The following is an 18,890-nucleotide window of genomic DNA, read 5'->3' on the forward strand; positions in this document are numbered from 1 at the left end:
TATTTTAAAATATTAAATTATTTTTAGATTTTAAGGTATCTGTGTTTATGGTATAAGCGGTAATTATTTTAGGTATGGCCAATATTGATTTTAAGATAGCAGTCTCTGCGTTTAAATCTTCTTGTTCTAACTTTATGAAATAATCAACGTTTTTATATTCCGGAATTAAGTGTTGTTTTTTAATAGAAGGCATATCATTAAACAATCCTGTATTATCATTACTCTCTTCAGATTGTCCGCTGTTTGAAATCAGCATCCAATAGCGATCATTTATAGTATCCTTCCATTCAAAAACGGGAAGCGAAATTGTATCAGAAAACACTAAATTATCCTTGCGCCTTTTAAAACCACATTTAAGAAATTTATTTATGGTGTAGGCTAATTTATAGTCTTCCATACTACAATGCAAAGCAATCAAAGCAAAAGAATCTTCGTAAAAATCCAACGACATTTTATGCATTGCGACCATAGCCTAGTAAAAAAATCAAGTTGTAAATATATGATTTCTACTCCTCTAATACTAGTAGATAACATTTTTTTAAAGTGCGAAAAGTTGCGAAAACGTTATAGATTTAAAAAAATAACACTATTCTTTATCTATTTTATTTTGTAACGCATAATAAGCTCTTTTGGAAGCAATTTCTTCGGCCTTCTTTTTTGAAGTTGCTCTAGCCTTAGAAACTATTTTTTTATTTATGTGAAGTTTAACTGCAAAATGCTTTACCGAATCATTACCTGAATCTTCATAAATATCATAGTAAAATGATTTTTTTTGCTTTTGACACCACTCTATCAAAAGGCTTTTGTAGCTAATAACCTTGCCTTCTAATTGTTCTATATCAACATAAGGGTCTATAACTGTCTTATCTATAAATTTTTGACAGTACTTGTAGCCACGATCTAAATAAACAGCACCTACCAAGGCTTCAAAAACATTTCCGTGGATATTGTCTCCAAAATGCGACTTAGGTATTCTACTTTCTACAAAATGAATTAAATTTAAATCTTTACCCAACTCATTTAAATGCTCCCTACTAACAATTTTAGAGCGCATTTTAGTTAAGTACCCCTCATCACCAGAGGGAACTTCACTATACAGATATTTAGAAATGATGGTTCCCAACATAGAATCGCCTAAAAATTCAAGGCGCTCATAGTTCATAGGAGTACCATTTTCATCCTTAATATTAGCAGATCTATGTAAAAAAGCTTTCTTATAAACAGCCAGGTTTTTAGGTCTAAAACCTAAAATTCGGGTCATCCCTAAAAAAAAATCCCCATCCTCCTTAGAATGGGAATTAAATATATTTGAGGGAAAATTCATCAATTGATTAACTTATTTTTTTAAAGATAACACATGCATTGTGTCCACCAAAACCAAAAGTATTACTTAATGCAACTTTCACATCTCTTTTTTGAGCCTTATTCAACGTTAAGTTTAATTTTGGATCAATGTTTTCATCAACGTGTGTGTGATTAATCGTCGGAGGTACTATTCCGTGTTCCATAGACAAAATAGCGGCAATAGCTTCAATAGCTCCTGCTGCACCTAACAAATGCCCAGTCATGGACTTTGTAGAGTTGATATTAATTTTATGGGCATGTTCACCAAAAACTTTAGATATTGCTTTTAATTCTGCAACATCACCAAGTGGTGTAGAAGTACCGTGTGTATTAATAGCATCAACATCTTCTGGCTTAAGACCTGCGTCTTTCAAACAGTTTTGCATTACACGAACAACTCCAATTCCATCAGGATGTGGAGCAGTCATATGGTAAGCATCACTCGAAAGTCCGCCACCAGCAACCTCTGCATAAATTTTTGCACCTCTAGCTATTGCATGTTCATATTCTTCAAGGATTAACGCTCCAGCGCCTTCACCAAGTACAAAACCATCTCGAGTAGCATCAAAAGGCCTCGAGGCCGTTTCCATTTCATCATTTCTGGTTGATAATGCATGCATTGCACCAAAACCACCCATACCAGCAATTGTAACTGCTGCCTCACTACCACCAGTAACTACAACATCACAATGCCCTAGTCTAATCGTATTTAAAGCATCAATAATTGCATTTGCAGATGATGCACATGCAGAAACTGTAGTATAATTAGGCCCCATAAAACCATGTCTAATTGAAATATTACCTGGGGCAATATCTGCAATCATCTTAGGAATAAAGAAAGGATTAAACCTTGGGGTACCATCACCTGCAGCAAAATTTAGTACTTCATTTTGAAATGTCTCTAAACCTCCTATACCAGCTCCCCAGATTACACCAACCCTAAATTTATCAACCGTATCAAAATCGATACCACTGTCTTTGATTGCCTCATCTGAAGACACTATTGCATACTGTGCAAACCGGTCTAATTTTCTTGCTTCTTTTCGATCAAAAAAATCTTCAGCATTGAAGTTTTTTAGCTCGCAAGCAAATTTGGTCTTGAATTTCTCACTATCATAATAGGTTATTGGAGCCGAACCGCTTTTACCATTCACCAAACCATCCCAATACTCTTCAATAGTATTACCAATTGGGGTTAATGCCCCAATTCCTGTAACTACAACTCGCTTTAACTGCATTGATTTCATTTTATTTAAGTAAACAACTTTATCAAAAGTAGGTGTAAATTAAAAAAAAATATCCATGCGGAGTAATTACCACATGGATATTTTATAATCTTAATTAAGATATCATAAAATTACTTTGCTTCTTCTATATAACTTATAGCTTGACCAACAGTAGCAATATTCTCTGCTTGATCATCTGGAATTTGGATATCAAATTCTTTTTCGAATTCCATGATTAACTCAACAGTATCCAATGAATCTGCTCCTAAGTCGTTTGTGAAGCTTGCTTCAGTAACAACTTCGTTCTCATCAACTCCTAATTTATCAACGATGATAGCTTTAACTCTTGATGCAATATCTGACATAATTATTCTTGTTTTAAAAATTTAACTGGTGGCAAAAATAAAAAACTTTGGATTAATAACACTATTTGTCGTTAAAATGTATCAGATTTTAACCAAATTAATTACAAGAGTGTTATTTTCGCCTAAGATTTTATCTCTTTAATAACCCCAAAATACCTTATGAAACGTATTGTTCTTTTTGCTTCTGGTTCTGGATCTAATGTTGAAAACATAGTACATTATTTTCAAGATAATTCCGAGGTTACTATCGCCTCTGTATTTACTAACAAAAGCGATGCCAAAGTTTTAGAACGATGTAATAGACTGAAAATAAGTGGTTTATATTTTAATAAAACCTCGTTTTATGATACTGATTGTATCTTAGATATATTGAAAGGGATGAATCCCGACTTAATTATATTGGCAGGATTCCTCTGGAAAATTCCTGAAAAACTAGTTAAAAACTTCCCGAATAAGATTGTAAATATTCACCCAGCACTACTCCCAAAATACGGAGGTAAGGGAATGTATGGAATGAATGTTCATAATGCCGTAAAAGACAATAATGAGCAAGAAACTGGCATTACAATCCATTTTGTGAACGAAAATTACGACGAAGGTGCGATTATAAAACAGATAAAAACGGATATTTCACCCGAAGATAATCCGGATGATATCGCTAAAAAAATTCACGAATTAGAATACGAACACTTTCCTAAAGTTATAGATCAAATATTACATGGATAACGAACAAGTACATATTTATACCGATGGCGCTGCAAGAGGCAATCCTGGTCCTGGAGGGTATGGTATTGTTATGGAATGGGTAGGAAAACCTTATAAAAAGGAATTTTCTGAAGGCTTTAAACACACCACAAACAACAGAATGGAACTTCTTGCTGTGATTGAAGCATTAAAAAAGCTTAAAAATGAGGGCACTACAGTAAAAGTCTTCACAGATTCTAAATATGTAGTAGACACCGTTGAAAAAAAATGGTACGTAAAATGGGAGAAAACCAATTTTAAAGGAAAAAAGAATCCAGACCTCTGGAAACTCTTCCTTATTGAGTATAGAAAACAAAAGGTGTCTTTCCAATGGATTAAAGGCCATAATAACCACCGACAAAATGAAAGATGCGACACATTAGCTGTTGCCGCATCAAAAGAACGTAATCTAAAAGAAGACACTGGCTTTATAACCAATTAATATTTTGCGCTTTTACCTTTAGCCTGAGTTTTACTGATAAAAGCACGAATATCATCATTTGCACTTTTTAAATCTTCTTTACGCAAATACATCATATGTCCGCTTCTATACCCCTTAAACTCAAACCGATCTTTCATACGGCCACTAGGATCTACTTGCCACATGGTATATTTAGCATTAAAATAGGTTGTTGCGCCATCATAATACCCACTCTGCACCAATACATTTAAGTATGGATTTTGGGCCATAGCCTGTCTTAGATTATCACGGGTATTATCCTTACTATTATCCCAAGGATGCACTGGACCAAACATATTGTACTTAACATCTGTCTTAAAATTTAACTCTTCTTGCAAGTAGTAATTAATTGCAGGAGTAAAACTGTGCAACCAAGAGGTAATTTCGGCATTATAATCTGGTTTATCTCCAGACAACTGTTTATCTATTCCTAAATACCGACCATCTAGCCTTCCTATAGTATGGCCACTTTTCTCCTTTAATAAATTCTTCCAGAAATATTGTGTAGGCACGATAAGGTTTTGATCCATTATTTCTTTCTTAGACAAGCCAGAATAAAAGGCCATCTTTTCAGCCACATCATTCTTTTCGGTTTCAGAAATAAAACCGCCTTTAGCAATTGCAGGCAGTAAAGTATTTATGGTATACGCTTCTGTAGCAGGCAAGATATCATTCAAGTCTTTGTTTTGTAATTCTGCCGGTAACGCTTTATGATGCCACGCCGCAGCCGTGTAATACGGTAAGTTTAAAGCCCCTGAAACAGGTCCGTCTTCTCTTAAAACCTTATAATCAGCCGGTGAAACCATAATAACACCATTTAAATACATCCATTGTTGGTCTTGCAAAGCCAGAGCTAAACCCATAACTCTAGTACCTCCATAACTTTCTCCAATAATATATTTAGGAGAACGCCAACGATTGCTCCTTGTTACGAACGTGTTTAGCCATTCTGCTAAGTATTTTATATCGGCATTAATCCCAAAAAACTTTTTACGATCTACATCATCTCCCGTTTCAGGAATAGTTCTACTGTAGCCGGTATTTACAGGATTTACATATACAATATCCGTTACATCTAAAATAGAATAGGGATTTTCATTTATCCCATAAGGTTGTACTGGATATCCTTCGTCATCAATCTTTAACACTCTAGGCCCCGTATAAGCCAAGTGCATCCAAACAGACGCAGAGCCCGGGCCCCCATTAAACGAAATAAGCAATGGCCTTGACGCACGGTCTTTTATATTATCTCTAGTATAATAGGTATACTGCAAACTCGCTATTGGTTTTCCGCTTTCATCCCAAACAGGTTGCATTCCCGCTTGTACCGTATAATTAACTAAGGTTCCATTTATAGTCACCTTGTTTTTGGTAGTGATAATTGTATCTACAGGGATTTTTCTACTTTGACCAAAAGCAGCAGCATTAATAAATAAAAATGAAATCAGGAAAAGACAACTTATAGCTTTCATACACGTATTTATAAAAATTGAATTCTAAAAATAATCAATTTTACAGATATGCTGTTCGTAAGCTTTAAAATAGATGCAGACCATACCCCATAAAACACACAATGCTCCTAAAATTTACATTCTAAATAACTTAGTTAAACTGTTCATACTTTTTTAATTCTGCTTTACATACCTCAAAAGTTACCCTTATATTTGCACAAAATTACAGACCATAATGGGTAAATTATTAATTGTTGGAACGGTTGCTTTTGATGCTATTGAAACACCTTTTGGAAAAACGGATAAAATATTAGGAGGAGCTGCAACGTATATTGGCTTAGCAGCATCTCAATTTAATGTTGCATCTGCAATTGTTTCTATTGTTGGCGATGATATGCCAGAGGAGTACTTAACTCTCTTAAAAGATAAAAACATTGATCTTTCTGGTTTAGAGATTGTAAAAGGAGGCAAGACCTTTTATTGGAAGGGTAAATATCATAATGATTTAAATTCTAGAGACACGCTAGCAACAGAACTTAATGTATTAGCAGACTTTAATCCTGTAGTACCAAATAGCTTTAAAGATGCCGATGTTGTTATGTTAGGAAACTTACACCCTAGTGTTCAACTAAGTGTAATTAATCAGATGGAAAAACGACCAAAATTAATAGTATTGGATACTATGAATTTTTGGATGGACAATAGCTTACCTGAATTATTAGAGGTGATTAAACATATTGATGTGATTACCATTAATGATGAAGAGGCACGCCAATTAAGCGGAGAGTACTCCTTAGTTAAAGCAGCAGCTGTAATTGAAAAAATGGGGCCAAAATATGTAGTGATTAAAAAAGGAGAACATGGCGCACTATTGTTCCATGAGAAGAATGTCTTCTTTGCTCCTGCGCTTCCGTTAGAAGAAGTTTTTGACCCAACTGGCGCTGGTGATACTTTTGCCGGTGGTTTTGCGGGATATTTAGCACAGACACAAAATATCTCTTTCAATAATATGAAAAATGCTATTATACAGGGCTCTAACTTAGCATCGTTTTGTGTAGAAAAATTTGGCACCGAGCGCATGAAAAAATTAACAAAGGAAGAAACCACGAAGAGATTACATCAATTCAAAGAGTTAAGCCAATTTGATATTGAATTACAATAAAAAAACCTACGCCCTGTCTTTTCAGGGCTTTTTTAATATACTTCGACAAGAAAATGAGTGATGCCATTAAACACGAATGCGGAATTTCTTTAATACGTTTATTAAAACCGCTAGAATATTATCAAGAAAAATACGGTACCGCTTTTTACGGCGTAAACAAAATGTACCTTATGATGGAAAAACAGCACAATCGAGGTCAAGACGGTGCTGGTTTTGCAAGTATAAAATTAGACATGGCGGCTGGCGAACGTTACATGAGCAGAGTACGCTCTATCGCACAGCAACCTATTCAAGATATATTTGCTCAAATTAATGACAGAGTTAATACCGCCATTAAAGAAAATCCGGAGTATGAAAACAATGTTGCACTTCAAAAAAAACACATTCCATATATCGGGGAAGTTTTACTAGGGCATGTACGTTATGGTACTTTTGGTAAAAATAGTATTGAAAGTGTACATCCTTTTTTAAGACAAAATAATTGGATGCATCGTAATCTTATTGTTGCTGGAAATTTTAACATGACCAATGTTGATGAGCTTTTTGATAATTTGATTCAAATAGGGCAACATCCAAAAGAGATGGCAGACACGGTAACCGTTATGGAAAAAATCGGTCACTTTTTAGATGATGCCGTTGCCAAGCTATACAAGCAAATAAAAAAAGAAGGTTTTAGCAAGCAAGAAGCTTCTCCATTAATAGCAGAGCGCTTAAATGTTGCTAAGATCTTGCGCAGAGCAGCAAAAAACTGGGATGGTGGTTATACTATGGCCGGCTTGTTAGGTCACGGTGATGCCTTTGTATTACGTGATCCTGCAGGAATTAGACCTGCTTACTATTATCAGGATGATGAAGTTGTTGTGGTTGCCTCAGAAAGACCCGCAATACAAACCGTATTCAACGTTCAATTTGAAGATATAAAAGAATTAGATCCTGGACATGCAATTCTTGTAAAAAAGAATGGGAGCACCATTATCAAAGAAATTTTAGAACCTACAGAACGTAAAGCTTGTTCTTTTGAACGTATTTATTTCTCAAGAGGTAGTGATAAAGAAATCTACCAAGAACGTAAAGAATTAGGAAAACTTATATTCCCTCAAATACTAAAGTGTATTGATGGAGATATAAAAAACACGGTATTCTCATACATTCCAAATACCGCGGAAACCTCATTTTACGGAATGGTGAAAGAGGCTCAAAATTATATGAACAAAAAGAAAGAAGAACAAATTCTTTCTATCGGTTCAAACATTACTAAAGAAGAATTGCATGAAATTTTAGATGTTCGTCCTCGAATTGAAAAAGTAGCAATTAAAGATGCGAAGCTTAGAACCTTTATAGCACAAGATAGCGGGAGAGACGACTTAGTTGCGCATGTTTATGACATCTCATACGGTTCAGTTAAAAAAGGAGACAACCTTGTAATCATTGATGATAGTATTGTACGTGGTACTACACTGAAGAAAAGTATCCTTAAAATATTAGATAGGCTACATCCTAAGAAAATTGTAGTGGTATCTTCTGCGCCACAAATTAGATATCCAGATTGCTATGGTATTGATATGGCGAAGCTTGAAGATTTCATTGCTTTTAGAGCAGCACTAGAATTACACAAGGACAGAAACACGATGCATATTGTAGATGAAATCTATCAAAAATGTCTACCACAGGTAAATTCTAAAGACAAAGATGTAATCAACTATGTAAAAGAATTCTATTTACCTTTTACCGCTACAGAGATATCAAACAAAATTGGAGAGCTATTAAGTTCCCCTGAGATTAATGCAGAGGTACAAATCATTTATCAAACGATATCTAATTTGCATCAAGCTTGCCCGCAAAACTTAGGAGATTGGTATTTTACAGGAGATTATCCAACCCCAGGAGGAAATAGAGTGGTAAACAGAGCATTTATTAATTTTTACGAAGGAAAGAACGAACGTGCATATTAACCCATAAGTATCGACGAAATACACCAAATTGTGTAGTTCATCGATAATATTAACCGATTGGCGTAAAATTAGTCGTTTCAACGAGTGGCAAGAGTAATTTTAGAAAGCCATAGCATAAGTAGGTTAAGTTTATGGTAAGATTTGGGGAAAAAGGTGGAGTCTAACTCCGCCTTTTTTATTTCTAGACTTTTCCGAATCCAACCACACTATATCATTACTTCAAAAAAACTTCCGCCACTCATTACCTTTCAGCTTTTATAATAGCGTGTTCATCTAAAACTTTAGGGCACAACACTATAGTTAACATACCTTTGAAGAACCATAGCATAAGTAGGTTAAGTTCATGGTAAGATTTGGGGATAAAAGGTGGAGTCTAACTCCACCTTTTTGTTTTTTATACTTTTTTGCCATAAAAAACACAGCAAACACTTCTAAAAAGTTAAAAAGAGCATTTCAACTTAGATTAACGGCGTTCATCTAAAAGTTTCTTTAAAATATACTATCTCAACCTACTTTTGTAGGACCATAGCATAAGTAGGTTAAGTTCATGGTAAGATTTGGGGGAAAAAGGCGGAATAATATTCCGCCTTTTTCATTTCTGATACTCAGCACTTTATCCCAAAAAATAGCATTTAATCGATTCTTTATCGTAAAACTTATAGCTTCTACACTATAAAATCTTCATATATCTTTTGATATTTCTCACAATACCAGTAACTTAGCAAAGCCATAGCATAAGTAGGTTAAGTTTATGGTAAGATTTGGGATGAAAAGGATGGAGACTTCTCCATCCTTTTCTGTTTTTATAAACCAAAAAACCCACCAGCGTTCACTAGTGGGTTTTATACTCAAAAAAAATATTTTACTTTCTACTACTTGTTTGCAGCATATAATTCAGAAACTTTATCCCAATTAATAACATTAAAGAATGCATTAATGTAATCAGGTCTTCTATTTTGATAGTTTAAATAGTAAGCATGCTCCCAAACATCTAATCCTAAGATTGGGAAACCACCACAACCTACACCAGGCATTAATGGGTTATCTTGGTTTGGTGTTGAACAAATTTCAACCTTACCACCTTTTTGCACACATAACCATGCCCATCCAGATCCGAATCTCGTAGCTGCTGCTTTAGAAAAAGCATCTTTAAAAGCTTCTACTGAACCAAAAGCTGCTACAATAGCAGTTGCTAATTCTCCTGTTGGTTCACCGCCACCATTTGGAGACATTACTTCCCAGAAAAGAGAATGGTTATAAAAACCACCACCATTATTTCTAACTGCAGCGTTGTTCATATCTAAAGTATCTAAGATAACTTCAATAGATTTGTTCTCTAAATCTGTACCTGCGATAGCGTTATTTAAATTATTTGTATATCCATTATGATGTTTCGTATGGTGAATTTCCATAGTTCTAGCATCAATATTTGGTTCTAGTGCATCATATGCATATGGTAATTTTGGTAAATCAAAGGCCATAATATATTTGTATTTAAGTTAATAAAATGTTGTCTAACAAAGTTAAGGTTTTAAGAAACTAATTCCACTAATAATTTGTTAAGAACTGTATAAGATTACGTAATTTGCAAGTAAAAAGTAGGTGAAAAACACATCGTATAATATTTACAATGCCTCAGCAGGGTCCGGAAAGACATACACGCTTACAAAATCATACTTGAAAATTATTCTTTCCAGCGCAACATCTGCTAATTACAGAGAGATTTTAGCCATCACCTTTACCAATAAAGCGGTAGCGGAGATGAAGGAGCGTATTATACATAGTTTATACGATTTCGGAAAAGTTAAAACTGCCGAGGATGCCCCTTCTATGTTTTTAGATCTTGTAAAAGAATTAAGTATCCCTACTGAAACTTTACAAAAAAGGTCAAAAACAAGGCTCAAAGAGATTCTTCACAACTATGCATTTTTTGATGTTTCTACCATCGATAAGTTTACCCATCGATTGATAAGAACTTTTGCCAAGGATCTTAAATTGCCACAGAACTTTGAAGTCATTCTAGATACAAACTTACTATTAAGCGAGGCCGTAGACCGTTTGGTCAATAAAGCTGGTACTGAGCCAGAACTTACAAAAGTATTAATCGCATTTGCTTTAGAAAAAGCCAATGAAGATAAAAGCTGGGACATTTCCAGAGATATTTTTGATATGGGGAGAGAACTTCTTTTCAAAGAAAAGTACGAGGATGCACTGGAAGCAATTGAACAAAAAAATATTGGCGATTTTAACGCTTTAAAAAAGCTATTAAAAACAAAGATTAAAAGAGCAGAAGACAACATTCAGCTTGCGGGGAAAACAAACTTGCAGCTAATGTCTGATAACGGATTAGAGATTAAGGATTTTAAAAGTTCTTATTTTTCAAAATTCATGATTGATGTATCTGAATTAAAACCAACCATAAACTTTAATGCCGCTTGGAAACAAGACTTTGAAAATACCGCTTTATACACCAAAACACTAGCTGAGGATAAGAAAGCAACTATTGACGGGTTACACCCAACATTTAATCAGCACTTTCAAAGTATAAAAAGTAGCTTTTTTGAATTGTCTTTCTTAAAAAATGCCTACAAAAACATTGTACCACTTACGGTATTGAATGCTTTACAGAAAGAATTAAAAAATTTAGAATTAGAGCGGGACGAAATTCCATTAGCAACTTTTAATAGCATCATTTCTAAAGAAATAAAAAACCAACCTGTTCCTTTTATATATGAACGCCTAGGAGAAAAATACCGTCATTATTTTATTGATGAATTTCAGGATACTTCTGAATTGCAGTGGAGCAATCTAATTCCTCTGATTGGAAACGCATTAGAAAGTCAGGATGAAAAAGGCAATAATGGCTCCTTATTATTGGTCGGCGATGCCAAACAAGCCATTTACCGTTGGCGAGGTGGTAAAGCTGAACAATTTCTAAATTTAGTAAATCAAACTAAAAATCCGTTTGTTCATTTTCCCAATGTAGAAAACCTCCCTGCTAATTATAGAAGTTATCATGAGGTAATTAATTTTAACAATAGCTTCTTTTCTACCATTAGTGCCAATATTACTAATGCGGTTTATAAAGAACTTTTTGAAGAGGGCAACAAGCAAAAAGTAAATCACAAAGAGGGTGGTTTTATTCAAATTTCATTTATAACGGAAGAAGATAAAAATGAAGATGAATTATATTGTAATGAAGTATTGCAAACTATTGAGACGCTCTCGGAGAAAAAATACCCCCTAAAAGATATTTGCATTTTAGTGCGGGATAAAAAACATGGAATTTTATTGGCAGATTTTTTGAGCGCAAACAAAATTCCGATCATTTCATCTGAAACACTATTACTAAAAAACAATCCAAAAGTAAACTTCCTCGTCAACCTTTTAAAATTTAGCGTGGATAGTGAAGATTTTGAAGCTGCTTATGCTATTTTGTTTTACTTATCAGAACAATCAGGGCAACCTAAACATGAATACATCTCTGAAAATCTCAATCAGTTAGAAAGCCATCTTTCCAATCGCTATACTTTTGAAATAAACACCTTAAAACAATCTAGTGTTTATGACGGGTTTGAGCAAGCGGTTAAACATTTTAATTTAGTTCATGAATCTGATGCATACATCACCTATTTTTTAGATGAAGTCTTAGATGTAGAGTACAAACAAGGCGCCAGCGCTACATTATTCCTAGATTACTGGGAAAAAAAACAAGATGTACTAAGCATTAGTGCTCCCTTAGAAATGGATGCGGTACAAATAATGACGGTTCACAAATCAAAAGGATTAGAATTTGAGGTCGTATTGTTCCCCTATGCCAATAGCCATATATATAAGGAGATAAAACCTAAAACCTGGTTGCCCGTAGCAGCTGAGGAATTTAATGGCTTCACGGATTTATTAATTAATAAAAATAAAGAAATTGTAAATTATGGCGAAGCTGCAGAAAGTATCTATAATGAAGAGCATGAAAAATTAGAGTTAGACGCCTTTAATGTATTGTACGTTGCTTTGACCAGAGCAGTAAAGTGTTTGTTTGTTTTTACCAAGAAAGAATACGAAGGAAAAACAGAAAACCCTAAAACAGATTACTATTCTGGACTTTTTATGAGTTACTTAAAACAACGAGGTGTTTGGCAAGATGAGCAGTTACACTATCAATTTGGGCAGCTCAATGAAAACAGCAACAACAACCAACTAACAAACGACCAAGAAGAAATAAAATTTCAATACTCTTATAAAGAGCGTACTAGTTTTAACATAGTTACTAAATCTGGAATGCTATGGGATACCTCTGCAGAAGCTGCGCTTTCAAAAGGAAACACGATACATCAAATATTAAGTTTAATAGAAACAGCAGACGATATTACGGAGTGCTTTGAAATATTGGTAAAAAAAGGATCTTTAAATACCGAAGAAGTTCCTGCATTAGAATTAAAAATAAGAGCAATAATTGAACATAAAGATTTAAAAGAATTCTATACCAAAGATGCTATCGTTAAAAATGAAACCGATATAATCACAAAAAATGGCATAATTTTGCGGCCAGATCGCTTAGTAATTAAAAACAATAAAGCGAGCATTATCGACTATAAAACGGGCTCAAGAAACATATCTTATAAAGACCAAGTAGATACGTATGCTCATGCGATAAAAGAAATGGGGTATCTCATTGATAAAAAAATTATCATTTACATAAATAAAGATATAATACCTGAATTTATTTAAAATTAAAACATGTACGGAAACATTAAAAATTACTTAACAGAAGAACTAGAGAATATTAAAGAATCTGGTTTGTTTAAAAAAGAAAGAATAATTACCTCTCCTCAAGACGCAGTGATCACAATTAGTACTGGAGAAGAAGTCATTAACTTTTGCGCCAACAATTATCTAGGCTTATCATCACACCCAGAAGTAGTGCAAGCAGCAAAAGACACTTTAGATAGTCATGGTTTTGGAATGTCTTCTGTACGTTTCATCTGCGGAACTCAGGACATACACAAAACGCTAGAAAGTACGATAGCCGATTTTTACCAAACAGAAGATACCATATTATATGCTGCTGCATTTGATGCTAACGGTGGTGTTTTTGAACCTTTACTTGGTGCGGAAGATGCTATAATTTCAGATTCTTTAAACCATGCTTCTATTATTGATGGTGTTAGATTGTGTAAAGCAATGCGTTATCGATATGCAAATAATGACATGGCCGATTTAGAGGAACAATTAAAAAAAGCAAATAAAGACGGAGCTCGTTTTAAAATAATAGTTACCGATGGAGTATTCTCTATGGATGGTGTTCTAGCGCCTTTAGATAAAATATGTGATTTAGCAGATAAGTACGATGCCTTAGTGATGATTGATGAATGTCATTCTGCGGGATATATTGGAGCTACCGGAAGAGGTACCTTAGAAGAAAAAGGTGTTTTAGGAAGAATAGATATTATTACAGGAACACTTGGTAAGGCATTAGGTGGTGCCATGGGCGGTTATACTACTGGGAAAAAAGAGATTATAGAAATGTTACGCCAACGTTCCAGACCTTATTTATTTTCAAACTCCTTAGCCCCTGCGATTGTAGGTGCTTCTATTAAAGTGTTTGAAATGTTAAAAAGAGATACTTCTTTAAGAGATAAGCTTGAAGAAAACACACGCTACTTTAAAAAAGGGATGAAAGCCGCTGGGTTTGATATTATAGAAGGAGATTCTGCAATAGTACCTGTAATGCTCTATGATGCCAAGTTATCACAACAAATGGCAGACCTATTATTAGAGAAAGGCATCTATGTAATAGGCTTCTTCTACCCTGTTGTACCTAAAGATAAGGCTAGAATTAGGGTACAATTGTCCGCAGCACACACAAAAAAACACTTAGATAAAGCAATTTCTGCCTTCACGGAGGTAGGAAAAACGCTGAAAATCGTCTAAATGCATCATTTAATGCTTTATTTGTGTTAAAAAAAATAACAAATTGATTTTGTTAATAATTCTTAACAACTTACATTTGCAGCTAATAAACCCTTAAACTTAAATATAATAAAATGAAACATCTTAGCAAATTATTGGTTGTTGCCCTACTTTTTGTAGGATTTAACAGCATTCAAGCGCAAGACGAGAATAATCCATGGCAAGTTGGTTTTGGTGTAAACGCAGTTGATGTTTATCCAACTAGTGATGTAAGTTCTTTTGGAAATGAATATTTCAACGCTACTGATCACTGGAATATCCTTCCTTCTATTTCTTATGTATCTGTTTCTAGATACGTAGGTGACGGATTTTCTGTTGGAGCTAGAGGTTCTTTAAACAGAATCGACAAGTTAGGTGACGTATCTGTTGATGATTTATCTCACTACGCTCTTGATGGTACTATTAAATACAACATTTTAAAAAATACAGTAGTTGATCCTTTCGTTGAAATCGGTGGTGGTTATACTTGGATTGATGAAATCGGAGCTGGTACAGCTAACGGTGGTATTGGTGTTAACATATGGTTTACTGAGAACATCGGTTTAACTTTACAAACTCAATACAAGCATTCTTTCGAGGATTATTTAGCTCCTCACATGCAGCACTTAGCTGGTCTTAGCATCAAATTTGGTGGTACTGATACAGATGGTGATGGTATTTATGACAAAGATGATGCTTGTCCAGAAGTTGCTGGTTTAGAAGCTTTCAATGGTTGTCCTGATGCTGACGGTGATGGTATCGAAGATAGCAAAGATGCTTGTCCTAATGAAGCTGGTTCTAAAGAAATGAACGGATGTCCAGATGCTGATGGTGATGGTGTTGCTGATAAAGATGATGCTTGTCCTAACGAAGCTGGTACTGCTGCCTTAAAAGGTTGTCCAGATGCTGATGGTGACGGTGTTGCTGATAAAGATGATGAGTGTCCTGCTGAAGCTGGTCCTGCTTCTAACAAAGGTTGTCCTTTCTTAGATAAAGACGGTGATGGTGTATTAGACAAAGATGATATGTGTCCAGATGTTGCTGGTACTGTAGCTAACAAAGGTTGTCCAGAAGTTACTGAAGAAGTTCAGAAACAATTGAATGATTATGCTAGAACTATCTTATTTGATACTGGTAAATCTTCTATCAAAGCTGAGTCTACTTCTGTTATGGTTGACATTATTACAATCTTAAAAGAATACCCTAATGCTAAATTTACAGTAGAAGGTCATACTGATAGCGTTGGTTCTGCTAAATTGAACCAAAGTTTATCTGAGTCTCGTGCTCTTTCTGTAAAAGAATTTTTAGTAGAAAAAGGAATCGAAGAATTTAGATTATCTGCAATTGGTTACGGTGAAGAGAAGCCTATCGCTTCTAACAGTACAAGAGCTGGTAGAACTCAAAATAGAAGAGTTGAAATTAACTTAGTTAAATAATAACTAAAAGTTATCTTCAAATATATTTTTAAAAGCTCCGCAATTGCGGAGCTTTTTCTATTTTTATATGATGCAAAGTTTCATAGAAGAAGTAGTTCAAGAATTAATAGAAAACGGTACTGATTTTACAGAAACCATCTTCATACTCCCTAGTAAAAGGGCAGGTACTTTTTTAAAAAATACTATTTCTAAAAATTTACAGAAAACAATTTTTGCTCCAGACATCTATAGTATTGAAAGTTTTATTGAGCAAATATCAGGACTTAATTATGCTTCAAGTACGGAGCAACTCTTTACCCTGTACAAGTCATACCTAGCAACAAGTCCCGAAAAAGACAAAGACAGTTTTTTAAGCTTCTCAAAATGGGGACAAACAGTATTACAAGATTTTAACGAAATAGATCGTTACTTGGTGGATACCGCATCTATATTTTCGCATTTATCTGCAATCCAAGAATTAAATACCCATTTTCAAGATGAACCTACTCAGATGATTGCTGATTATGTGAAATTTTGGAACAATCTAGAGGCTCTCTATACCAATTTTAACCAAACATTAATTGATAAAAACTTAGCATCGCAAGGTTATGCTTATCGTACAGCAAATACAGCTATAGCTGATTACATAGATAAGACCTCAGACAAGAAATTTGTTTTCATAGGTTTTAACGCATTAAACAAAGCGGAGGAAAATATCATACAACAGCTACTAGAAAAATCGAATGCTGATATTTACTGGGATATAGACACTTATTTTTTAAACGATACGCTGCATGATGCCAGTCTATTTATTCGCCAACATAAAAAAACTTGGAGCTATTTTAAAGAACATTCCTTTAAAGGAATTAGCGCACACTTCAAGACTAAAAAAAATATTCAACTTATAGGGGTTCCTAAAAATGTATCTCAAGCAAAATACGTAGGAAACCTATTAGAAAAAATTCAAAAAAAACAACCCCTATTATTAAAAGAAACTGCCATTGTTTTAGGAGATGAAAATCTTTTAAATCCAATATTGAATGCTATTCCAGAAAAAATAGCCCGTATCAATATTACTATGGGGTATCCTATTCATAAAACACCAATAGCTGTACTCTTCAATTTATATTTTGAAGTATGGCTCACCAAAGAACCAAATGGGTGGTTTTACCAACAATTATTAAATCTACTAGCACATCCTTACCTTCAAATATATTATCAAACAGAAAAAAATAATAATGCCAGCGCTATAGCTAATAAAATAAAAGCTAGAAACTGGATCTTTGTAAAAACAGAACAAATAGAAAAAGCTGCTCCTGACGTAAAAGAATTGACGGGCATTTTATTTGATGATACTGCCTTAACTCCAAAAAGCTTCATTAAAAGAAGTTTACAACTGATTAATGTTTTAAAACAAAAATTTCAAGAATCAGGCAATAGTTTAGGCTTAGAGTATTTATTTCGTTTCCATACGCTGTTCAATCAGTTAGAATTAATGGTTAATGAACATGCTTTTATTACGGATATAAAATCTTTACAATCACTCTATAAAGAATTAATTGGTACAGAAACCTTAGATTTTCAAGGAGAGCCTTTACAAGGAACTCAGATCATGGGAATGTTAGAAAGTAGGAACCTAGATTTTGAAACCGTCATTATTACCTCTGTGAATGAGGGAATCTTACCTTCAGGAAAATCAAATAATTCATTTATACCATTCGACTTAAAAAAAATATACGGACTACCTACGTATAAGGAAAAAGATGCCGTCTATACTTATCACTTTTATAGGTTACTTCAACGCGCTAAAAATGTTTATTTAATTTACAATACAGAGCCAAACGTTCTTGAAGGAAATGAAAAAAGCAGGCTCTTAACACAACTATTAACAGACGATACGATATCACAAAACATAAAAGAAATTACGGGTTCTGCTGCGGTATCCTCTCCTACAGTACCTGTTGAACGCATTGAGAAAAGCAAAGCTCTTATAGCGCAACTAAAAGCCTTATCTGAAAAAGGCTTTTCACCAACATCTCTCTCTAATTATGTGAGAAACCCAATCGATTTTTATAAAAAAAGTATTTTAAGAATTAATGACATCAATGAAGTTGAGGAAAGTTTAGCGGCAAATACTTTTGGAACCATTGTACATGATACCCTGGAAGACTTATACCAACCCTTTGTTGGTGAATTTTTAAATAAAGAATCTTTAGAAGCACTACTGCCAAAGATAGAAGGCACCGTAAAACATAATTTTGCCAAGACCTATGCCGACGGAGATATTACCAGGGGTAAAAACTTAATCGCTTACACGGTTATTCTACGTTATATTGAAAATTTTATAAAACTAGAATTAAAAGAAATTAAACATCAAAAAATAAAGATAGTCTCTTTAGAACAGATGTTAAATGTAGAATTAGAGATACCTGGAATTCCAAATAAAATAAGATTGAAAGGAAAATTAGATCGTGTAGATGAAGTAAATGGGGTAACAAGAATTATAGATTACAAAACAGGAAAGGTAGAGTCTAGAAATGTAAAAATCACGGATTGGAATGAAGTAATTGAAAATTACGATAAGAGCAAAGCATTTCAATTGCTGTGCTATGCCATCATGATAGACACCATGAAACCCATAGAAACTATAAAAGCAGGTATTATTTCTTTTAAAAATTTAAATAGCGGAACCTTATATTTCTCTGAAGCAAAAACAGAGGAGATAAATAAAAGCACGCTCTTAGAATTTAAAAGCGTGCTAGATATTTTAGTTCAGGAGATTTTTAACCCTGAAATTCCTTTTATTGAAAAAGAAGTATAAC

14 protein-coding genes are annotated in these 18,890 nt (G+C 34.1%); 8 read left to right on the forward strand and 6 right to left on the reverse strand.

Going from position 1 to position 18,890, the window contains the following annotated elements:
• Positions 1–4: 4 nt before the first annotated feature.
• The 4 genes from GQR94_RS06940 to GQR94_RS06955 form a co-directional block, all read right to left on the reverse strand.
• Positions 5–451, reverse strand: coding sequence for an IPExxxVDY family protein (locus GQR94_RS06940; protein ID WP_233268649.1), 447 nt, complete (start codon positions 449–451; stop codon positions 5–7).
• A 135-nt stretch (positions 452–586) separates the two neighbouring features.
• Positions 587–1,324, reverse strand: coding sequence for a ribonuclease III (gene rnc / locus GQR94_RS06945; protein WP_158974805.1), 738 nt, complete (start codon positions 1,322–1,324; stop codon positions 587–589).
• A gap of 7 nt (positions 1,325–1,331) precedes the next feature.
• The gene (gene fabF / locus GQR94_RS06950) at positions 1,332–2,582 is read right to left on the reverse strand and encodes a beta-ketoacyl-ACP synthase II (protein WP_158974806.1); all 1,251 of its coding nucleotides are present in this window, start codon (positions 2,580–2,582) and stop codon (positions 1,332–1,334) included.
• Between the two features lie 119 nt (positions 2,583–2,701).
• On the reverse strand, positions 2,702–2,935 hold the full coding sequence (locus GQR94_RS06955) for an acyl carrier protein (RefSeq protein ID WP_008269813.1): 234 nt from the start codon (positions 2,933–2,935) through the stop codon (positions 2,702–2,704).
• A 159-nt stretch (positions 2,936–3,094) separates the two neighbouring features.
• Here GQR94_RS06955 and GQR94_RS06960 point away from each other — a divergent pair, with 159 nt between their 5' ends.
• Complete coding sequence (locus tag GQR94_RS06960) at positions 3,095–3,661, forward strand: phosphoribosylglycinamide formyltransferase (RefSeq protein WP_158974807.1); 567 nt, start codon at positions 3,095–3,097, stop codon at positions 3,659–3,661.
• Positions 3,654–4,121, forward strand: a complete 468-nt coding sequence (gene rnhA / locus GQR94_RS06965; protein WP_158974808.1) for a ribonuclease HI — start codon at positions 3,654–3,656, stop codon at positions 4,119–4,121. The genes GQR94_RS06960 and rnhA overlap by 8 nt, the downstream gene beginning before the upstream one ends.
• On the opposite strand, the gene GQR94_RS06970 is transcribed toward rnhA, so the two are convergent.
• Positions 4,118–5,611: a S10 family peptidase gene (locus GQR94_RS06970; protein WP_158974809.1), complete on the reverse strand. Its 1,494-nt coding sequence runs from the start codon at positions 5,609–5,611 to the stop codon at positions 4,118–4,120. The two genes, rnhA and GQR94_RS06970, sit on opposite strands and share 4 nt — an antisense overlap.
• Before the next feature lie 214 nt (positions 5,612–5,825).
• Between GQR94_RS06970 and GQR94_RS06975 the strand changes: the two genes are divergently transcribed.
• Both GQR94_RS06975 and GQR94_RS06980 read left to right on the forward strand, forming a co-directional pair.
• Entirely contained in the window at positions 5,826–6,752 is a 927-nt protein-coding gene (locus tag GQR94_RS06975) for a PfkB family carbohydrate kinase (RefSeq protein ID WP_158974810.1), read from the forward strand.
• Between the two features lie 53 nt (positions 6,753–6,805).
• Positions 6,806–8,704 (forward strand): amidophosphoribosyltransferase, encoded by a 1,899-nt coding sequence (locus GQR94_RS06980; RefSeq protein ID WP_158974811.1) that lies wholly within the window; start codon positions 6,806–6,808, stop codon positions 8,702–8,704.
• Positions 8,705–9,576: 872 nt separating this feature from the next.
• On the opposite strand, the gene GQR94_RS06985 is transcribed toward GQR94_RS06980, so the two are convergent.
• Positions 9,577–10,185, reverse strand: a complete 609-nt coding sequence (locus GQR94_RS06985) for a superoxide dismutase (RefSeq protein WP_158974812.1) — start codon at positions 10,183–10,185, stop codon at positions 9,577–9,579.
• Between the two features lie 121 nt (positions 10,186–10,306).
• Here GQR94_RS06985 and GQR94_RS06990 point away from each other — a divergent pair, with 121 nt between their 5' ends.
• The 4 genes from GQR94_RS06990 to GQR94_RS07005 all read left to right on the forward strand — a co-directional run bounded on the left by GQR94_RS06990 (position 10,307) and on the right by GQR94_RS07005 (position 18,889).
• Complete coding sequence (locus GQR94_RS06990; RefSeq protein WP_158974813.1) at positions 10,307–13,432, forward strand: exodeoxyribonuclease V subunit beta; 3,126 nt, start codon at positions 10,307–10,309, stop codon at positions 13,430–13,432.
• 9 nt (positions 13,433–13,441) lie between these two features.
• A complete protein-coding gene (gene kbl / locus GQR94_RS06995) occupies positions 13,442–14,635 on the forward strand; it encodes a glycine C-acetyltransferase (RefSeq protein ID WP_158974814.1) in 1,194 nt (397 codons plus the stop codon).
• A 113-nt stretch (positions 14,636–14,748) separates the two neighbouring features.
• Positions 14,749–16,089 carry an OmpA family protein gene (locus GQR94_RS07000; RefSeq protein WP_158974815.1) on the forward strand — a complete coding sequence of 447 codons (1,341 nt, stop codon included), beginning with the start codon at positions 14,749–14,751 and terminating at the stop codon, positions 16,087–16,089.
• Positions 16,090–16,156: 67 nt separating this feature from the next.
• Positions 16,157–18,889, forward strand: a complete 2,733-nt coding sequence (locus tag GQR94_RS07005; protein ID WP_233268651.1) for a PD-(D/E)XK nuclease family protein — start codon at positions 16,157–16,159, stop codon at positions 18,887–18,889.
• Position 18,890: the final 1 nt, after the last annotated feature.

The organism is Cellulophaga sp. L1A9 (assembly GCF_009797025.1).
In the GTDB taxonomy this organism is placed as follows: domain Bacteria; phylum Bacteroidota; class Bacteroidia; order Flavobacteriales; family Flavobacteriaceae; genus Cellulophaga.

Bases quoted from the DNA above. Each gene is read 5' to 3' on its own strand.
- GQR94_RS06940 (WP_233268649.1), bottom strand. From the start codon at position 451: ATGTCGTTGGATTTTTACGAAGATTCTTTTGCTTTGATTGCTTTGCAT.
- rnc (WP_158974805.1), bottom strand. From the start codon at position 1,324: ATGAATTTTCCCTCAAATATATTTAATTCCCATTCTAAGGAGGATGGG.
- fabF (WP_158974806.1), bottom strand. From the start codon at position 2,582: ATGCAGTTAAAGCGAGTTGTAGTTACAGGAATTGGGGCATTAACCCCA.
- GQR94_RS06955 (WP_008269813.1), bottom strand. From the start codon at position 2,935: ATGTCAGATATTGCATCAAGAGTTAAAGCTATCATCGTTGATAAATTA.
- GQR94_RS06960 (WP_158974807.1), top strand. From the start codon at position 3,095: ATGAAACGTATTGTTCTTTTTGCTTCTGGTTCTGGATCTAATGTTGAA.
- rnhA (WP_158974808.1), top strand. From the start codon at position 3,654: ATGGATAACGAACAAGTACATATTTATACCGATGGCGCTGCAAGAGGC.
- GQR94_RS06970 (WP_158974809.1), bottom strand. From the start codon at position 5,611: ATGAAAGCTATAAGTTGTCTTTTCCTGATTTCATTTTTATTTATTAAT.
- GQR94_RS06975 (WP_158974810.1), top strand. From the start codon at position 5,826: ATGGGTAAATTATTAATTGTTGGAACGGTTGCTTTTGATGCTATTGAA.
- GQR94_RS06980 (WP_158974811.1), top strand. From the start codon at position 6,806: ATGAGTGATGCCATTAAACACGAATGCGGAATTTCTTTAATACGTTTA.
- GQR94_RS06985 (WP_158974812.1), bottom strand. From the start codon at position 10,185: ATGGCCTTTGATTTACCAAAATTACCATATGCATATGATGCACTAGAA.
- kbl (WP_158974814.1), top strand. From the start codon at position 13,442: ATGTACGGAAACATTAAAAATTACTTAACAGAAGAACTAGAGAATATT.
- GQR94_RS07000 (WP_158974815.1), top strand. From the start codon at position 14,749: ATGAAACATCTTAGCAAATTATTGGTTGTTGCCCTACTTTTTGTAGGA.
- GQR94_RS07005 (WP_233268651.1), top strand. From the start codon at position 16,157: ATGATGCAAAGTTTCATAGAAGAAGTAGTTCAAGAATTAATAGAAAAC.